This is a genomic window from Nocardia sp. NPDC059154, from assembly GCF_042755705.1.
Classification (GTDB): Bacteria; Actinomycetota; Actinomycetes; order Mycobacteriales; family Mycobacteriaceae; genus Nocardia.
In genome coordinates, this window is record NZ_JBHZCS010000178.1 from 1 (window position 1) to 3,162 (window position 3,162).

4 protein-coding genes are annotated in these 3,162 nt (G+C 55.6%); all 4 read left to right on the forward strand.

What is annotated here, in order from left to right:
* Positions 1–787 precede the first annotated feature (787 nt).
* The 4 genes from ACFXN1_RS51555 to ACFXN1_RS51570 all read left to right on the forward strand — a co-directional run bounded on the left by ACFXN1_RS51555 (position 788) and on the right by ACFXN1_RS51570 (position 2,993).
* Entirely contained in the window at positions 788–982 is a 195-nt protein-coding gene (locus ACFXN1_RS51555; protein WP_379446665.1) for a hypothetical protein, read from the forward strand.
* A 95-nt stretch (positions 983–1,077) separates the two neighbouring features.
* A complete protein-coding gene (locus ACFXN1_RS51560) occupies positions 1,078–1,488 on the forward strand; it encodes a head decoration protein (protein WP_379446666.1) in 411 nt (136 codons plus the stop codon).
* 12 nt (positions 1,489–1,500) lie between these two features.
* On the forward strand, positions 1,501–2,400 hold the full coding sequence (locus ACFXN1_RS51565; RefSeq protein ID WP_379446667.1) for a hypothetical protein: 900 nt from the start codon (positions 1,501–1,503) through the stop codon (positions 2,398–2,400).
* A gap of 329 nt (positions 2,401–2,729) precedes the next feature.
* Positions 2,730–2,993: a hypothetical protein gene (locus ACFXN1_RS51570; RefSeq protein WP_379446668.1), complete on the forward strand. Its 264-nt coding sequence runs from the start codon at positions 2,730–2,732 to the stop codon at positions 2,991–2,993.
* The last annotated feature ends 169 nt before the right edge of the window (positions 2,994–3,162 follow it).

Sequence of the window (3,162 nt, forward strand, 5' to 3'; positions counted from 1 at the left end):
TGGACAAAATCCGGGGGGTTGTGACAGGCATATACATATAGAGGGGTAAGTACACGAACTCCTCGAAACCCCTGGTCACTGAAATACTTTCTGTGAATTCCATCACTTAATCGGTGCGGTGTAACAAAAAGTATGTGTTACACCCTCGGTAAACCTGCACTTCAGACCACACGTTACATGTAACTTCGCAGGTAGAACCCCGTGACACCTATATACATATGAGGGGGTTCAGGTAGAGACGTACCGAGCGATCGAAGATCGTCCGGCGGAGCCAACTCCGTTGGCGTTCGACCGCTACCCGATCGGCTCCCATCCCCCTCATAACCACCGGTCTGGTCCACTGGTGGCTCAGCGCTCGTTGCCAATCATGAGCGCTTCAGCTTCCGGGCATCCCTAGTCGTGCCCGGGTCTCGCCTAGGCGGCCACGTACCACGTGAGCTGCCTTTTTATTTGGCCACCGTTGCTAACGGTATCTACGAAAGAAGATGCCCTATGGGTATGTGCACCAATGGCCACCCGATCAGGGGGCCTCAGGATAGATATAGATCCGGCCATTGCCGGGCTTGCCAGAAGTCCGCTAATCGGCGGTATCAGTCTTCGTGCCGAGAAGCACGCAGGCTTACAAAAGAACTAGGGCTCATCTAGCTCTCCCGACGACAGGGGCTGACATACGTCAGCGAAGTCGGTTAATTACTCTCCGCCTCGAGGCGGGGTAGGTCAAACGCCAACAGAGTTGGCTCACTTAACGGCCTTCGGGCTGGAATCTATGACAAACAAGGATCATCGAATGGACTACTTCGAGCTATCGAAGAAATACAAGAACCCGACTCCAGCTCAGCAAAGAGAGCTTTTCGAGTACTGGTGGGATTCGAAGCAACCGTACCGGGATGCCACGGTAGCCAACGGTGGACCGGTCCGAGACAAAGAGCAGGCGTTCTATCTGTTCACCCGACGTTGGAAGCCGGTGCGATCCGATGACTGAATACGAATACAACCGATTTTTCACTACCGGTCTCCTGACTGAAGAGACCGTTGTTCTGCTCGATCGACTGTCGGGCTACTAAGGAGAAATACCAAATGAGTGACAATTATGTGATGGCTATTCAGGCCCGATTGAATTCCCGGGCATGGATCGTCGGTAACCACGGATACCTGTGGGACGGCCAAGCTCCGACGATCAATCTCGACGGTACATGGTTCACCGCACCCGCTCACTACCCGGACGGCTGCCTGCTTCCCGGGATCGTTCTCGGCAAGAAAACTGCGACCGGTCTATTCGGTCCGTACGATCCTGCGGCCAACGACGGCCGGCAGACCGCTAAGGGATTTTTGCTGGACCCGACTCCGGTTGAGTACGGATTCACCATCGAGAGGTCTCGGATTCTTCTCGCCGGTTTCATCGATCCGGCGCAGCTTCCCGCTACCAGCGGACTCGATGCCGCGGCCCGCGAGTCGCTTCGCAATTTCGTCTTCCTCGATTTGGCCTAGGAGCAATAAACAATGATCAAACGACGATTCAACATCCGCGAAGTTCCGACGCTGAGCAAGTATGCAAGCGACCCTGTGATCACCGAGATTCTTGAAACTGACGCTGAGTTCGTCAAGGCGCTCCGCATCCTGGAGCAAGCGGAGGCGCTGGACCCTGCATCGGACGACTCGGAGGTGCCAGATACAGATTCGTTCTTCGAGACCGGAGAAATCCCCAAGGATTGGCTTGAGGGAATGGCTCAGATCCGCATGAAGAACGAGGTCACCGAGTATCGACGCGAGTCGGTGAATAAGCTTCGCACGGATGCTGAGTACCGAATGGAATCGGTTGCAGCCAGCCGAACCGACATGATTCTTTCCGGGCTCAATGACAAGCTTCGCGAGGTTCTCGAACCGCTCCCGGGGCTGGTGGAGGCGCTGAACGGTGCCGGAACCGCGTTGGATGCAATCGAGTCCGGGACCGCTGAACACTGGCGGGGTGTCGTTGAGATCCGGAAGAAATACAACTCTCTCCGAGATGCTCAGCAATCGGTGATGCTGACCGCTGCGCCGGATGCGAACCATATGGCGAAGTCCCCGTATGTCTCCGATTATCGTGTGCGCGATACCGTGATTTCGAACCTTGACGAGGTTTTCCAGGAGTGGCGCGAAGAGTTCGACGGTGAAAAGAATATTCCGTTCCCGTTTGACCTGGACGAGTTTCTAGTATGGACCGTCCGCGCGGGTGCGAATCTGTGGGTGCCCACGGTTCGGGAGCTGGAAGCGATTCGAACCGAGCGTAAGCGCTGGATCGATGACGAAGTGAAGGCTCTCAGTGCTCAGAGTAGCCGTGCGGATCTTGTTCGAGATATCAACGCTGGAGAGCTCCACCCGATGATCCAGACTGAAGTACTCAACCGAAGGATCCTCTAATGCATACCCGCCCTGGAAAGTATCGGGTGGTTGTCCGCATTCCAGAGGCGGGGTACCGGAGACATACAGACCTCATTCGGCCTTATGGCGTGTATATGCCCGCTTGTATCTGGTACTCAGACATGTTCCCGAAAACGACTAATAAGACTAAAGCGATAACACTATGACTGATCAAGAGCTAACCGCGCGACAACTAGGCCAGCGCGAACTAATCCGCCGGGGATGGCTGACCCGAGACGACACCGATACTCAAGACGATACCGAGACTCGTCCGGGTATTGCCAAAGGTCGGGCGGAGGCCCGCCGCCGCTTCCGCAAGTAGGTAGCGGATGACCCAGAAACAGCTAACCCAGAATCTTTGGCTGGACCTGATGGACGCCAACGGGGACATAGAAAAAATCTTCGACCGGATCAACCGTGAATCCGATCCGGTTGTGATCACCGCCGCGTTGGTTTACTTCGCGGCGTTCACGTGGCCGGCCGTCATGAAGCAAATGGATCAGGAATCGGTCTCTGTGCAAGCGATGGTGGCTGCATTGGAGGGAGCCGTGATTACCGGCGCTTCCGAGTATCTGCGGAAGGACGTGAAGTAATGTCAGTGGAGCTTGGCCACGCTTACGTCTCTCTATCTATTGAATCCAGCAAGATCCCTGGACAGGTAGAGAAGTCACTCAAGAGTATCGAGCCGATCGCAGAGCGGTCCGGCCACGGTATCGGATCTCGTCTCGCCGCGGGTATCGGAACCACGGTCAAGACTGCTGC